Source organism: Pseudomonas sp. BAY1663 (assembly GCF_000582595.1).
Classification (GTDB): Bacteria; Pseudomonadota; Gammaproteobacteria; order Pseudomonadales; family Pseudomonadaceae; genus Stutzerimonas; species Stutzerimonas stutzeri_AF.
On record NZ_AZSV01000173.1, the window covers coordinates 1 to 2,440 of the forward strand.

General features: G+C 55.2%; 2 protein-coding genes and 1 pseudogene. All 3 read left to right on the forward strand.

The window, feature by feature from the left end:
- Positions 1-458: pseudogene (locus tag BAY1663_RS22470) on the forward strand (IS5-like element ISAch1 family transposase); the annotation flags it as partial.
- Positions 458-1,105, forward strand: a complete 648-nt coding sequence (locus BAY1663_RS25645) for an NAD(P)/FAD-dependent oxidoreductase (RefSeq protein WP_256206956.1) — start codon at positions 458-460, stop codon at positions 1,103-1,105. The pseudogene BAY1663_RS22470 and the gene BAY1663_RS25645, both read left to right, overlap by 1 nt.
- A 41-nt stretch (positions 1,106-1,146) precedes the next feature.
- Positions 1,147-1,875, forward strand: a complete 729-nt coding sequence (locus BAY1663_RS25650) for an NAD(P)/FAD-dependent oxidoreductase (protein ID WP_256206957.1) — start codon at positions 1,147-1,149, stop codon at positions 1,873-1,875.
- Positions 1,876-2,440: the final 565 nt, after the last annotated feature.

The window sequence follows — 2,440 nt, forward strand, 5'->3', positions numbered from 1 at the left end:
TGAAGGCCCACATCGGGGTGGATGATGAGTCGGGTCTGGTACACAGCGTAGTCGGTACGCCAGCCAACGTGGCGGATGTCACTCAGGTCGACAAGTTTCTGCACGGCGACGAAAACGTCGTTTGCGCCGATGCCGGCTACACGGGCGTCGAAAAGCGCTCCGAACATGAGGGCCGGGCGGTGATCTGGCAGGTCGCGGCACGCCGCAGTACTTACAAAAAGCTTGGCAAGAGCAGCCCGCTCTACAAAGCCAAGCGCAAGGTCGAGAAGGCCAAGGCGCAGGTGCGGGCCAAGGTCGAGCACCCGTTTCGGGTGATCAAGCGCCAGTTTGGTTACACCAAAGTTCGCTTTCGAGGGCTGGTGAAGAACACGGCGCAGTTGGTGACGCTGTTCGCCCTGTCGAACCTGTGGATGGCGCGCCGACATTTACTGGCGAATACAGGAGAGGTGCGCCTGTAATGCGGGAAATGGCCGCCGCGAGGTGCTCGCGGCGGCTAAAAATCCAGAAAAAATGGATGATTCGATCGTTTTTTAGACGAATCGCCGCTTTTAAAATTGGCAGGGCTGAAGTCAGCCAGAAATACGTGACTACTTCAGACCATCCTTATAAGAAAGAGATAATAATTATGAATGAAAAAGAAACCAATAAAATACGCCGCATTGCTGTGGTCGGTGGCGGCATCGGTGGCTTGACCTTTGCGATTGCGATGCGCCACCACGGTATCGACGTTGATATATACGAGCAAGCGGAGGAGTTGCGTGAGGTGGGTGCCGCGGTCGCATTATCCGCCAATGCCACGCGTTTTTATTATAACCACTGGGGTTTGGGCGAGGAGTTTGACGAGGCTGCGTTTGAAATCTCTGCTTTGATCTACCGGGACGGAAAGACTGGCCGTGAAATCGGCAGGCACGCCGGCGGGCTGGCGTATCGAGACCTTTTCGGCGGCCCATATCTCGGCATCCACCGGGCCGAGTTGCAACGAATCCTCTCCACCAAGGTGGGTATGGAACGCATCCACCTGAATAAACGCCTAGTAAATATCGATGACACTGGCGAACAGGTAGTGTTACATTTTAAGGATGGCAGCAAAGCGGAAGCGATATAGTCATCGGTGCTGACGGGATGCGTTCCACCGTACGGAATTTGATGCTCGGCTATGAAGATTACATATACGCGGGGTACACAGCATTTCGTGGGATTGTTCCAATCGATAAAATACCGAGCATGCCTGATCCGACCGCTATTCAATTCTGGATGGGTGAGTCCGGCCACTGTCTTCACTACCCGATCGGCGGAGACAGAAAAGGAGACATCAATTTCTTTCTCGTAGAGCGCACTCCGACGACTTGGCCACTAAAACAGTCGACTGCGCCTACAGACGACGGTGAACAGCTACGCCTCTTCAAGGACTGGCATCCTGCTCTCGTCGAGATGATCGCTTCGAACACCTTGAAGACAGTAAATCAGCGATGGGGAATGGTTTATCGTATGACCCTTGGCCGCTGGAGCAAAGGTCGGGTAACGCTGCTCGGTGATGCTGCACATTCCCTAGTACCGCACCATGGACAGGGTGCCAACCAGTCGATCGAGGATGCCGTGGTCCTTGCTGACTGCATTGCCGCTGCGGGTTCCGCGTCGATTGCAGAAACCTTTGAACGTTACGAGCGACTGCGTCGTGGCCGGGCGCGCAAAGTTGTGTATGCGTCCGTGACCACTGGCGATATGTTGCACTTGCCACCGGGTGAAGAGAGGGATCGGCGCGATGCACGTCTTGCATCTCATGATGCCATGGTGCATCACCTCGATTGGATCCACGGCTTCGATGCTAGCGATCTCAACGAGCCGGATGAACGCCAGGGCGGCACCTGGTTGTGATGCGGGCTTTCTACGTCACCTCGGAATGTAATTTACCGTAGAAGACCTGTGGTGCAATGCTACTCACCTAAGCGGAGCAGCATTGCGATTAACCGGGAAGCGAGTTGTGGAAATCTTTACCATCCTGGGTCTTGATGGCCTAAGCCTCTTGGGGCACCTCTAAAAACACTCATCCGGACTGAGCCAGGATTCGAAAGTGCAGCTCCTTGGCATCCGAACGCCGACTTGGGCGCTCGCAGAGCATCGTGAATGGCCGGTTGCATCACGCAACCGGTGCCCGGTTCAGGTCATTTCCAGCAGGCTCGACACTATGACGACGTTTATATGAGGTTCACTTGTGTTAGCCGTACCCGCTCATCCCTAGCTAATCTCCGCCTTGATGCTGGCAGATTCAGTCTGGCCTCGCGGTTCGACCTACCGAAATATCGGCGGTAACATTGTCCCAGAGCTTCAGACCCGGCTGTTACCGGCCACGCCTGTCTGGGTAGGGAACGAGTGGTGGAACAGTCGGTTCCGTCGGGCGTTAACCTGCGGAACAGAAACCCATGCGACTTTCGGGTCGCAC

What these genes read in the sequence shown, in the direction of transcription:
- BAY1663_RS25645 (WP_256206956.1), top strand. Translation starts at nt 458, where the DNA reads ATGCGGGAAATGGCCGCCGCGAGGTGCTCGCGGCGGCTAAAAATCCAG.
- BAY1663_RS25650 (WP_256206957.1), top strand. Translation starts at nt 1,147, where the DNA reads ATGCTCGGCTATGAAGATTACATATACGCGGGGTACACAGCATTTCGT.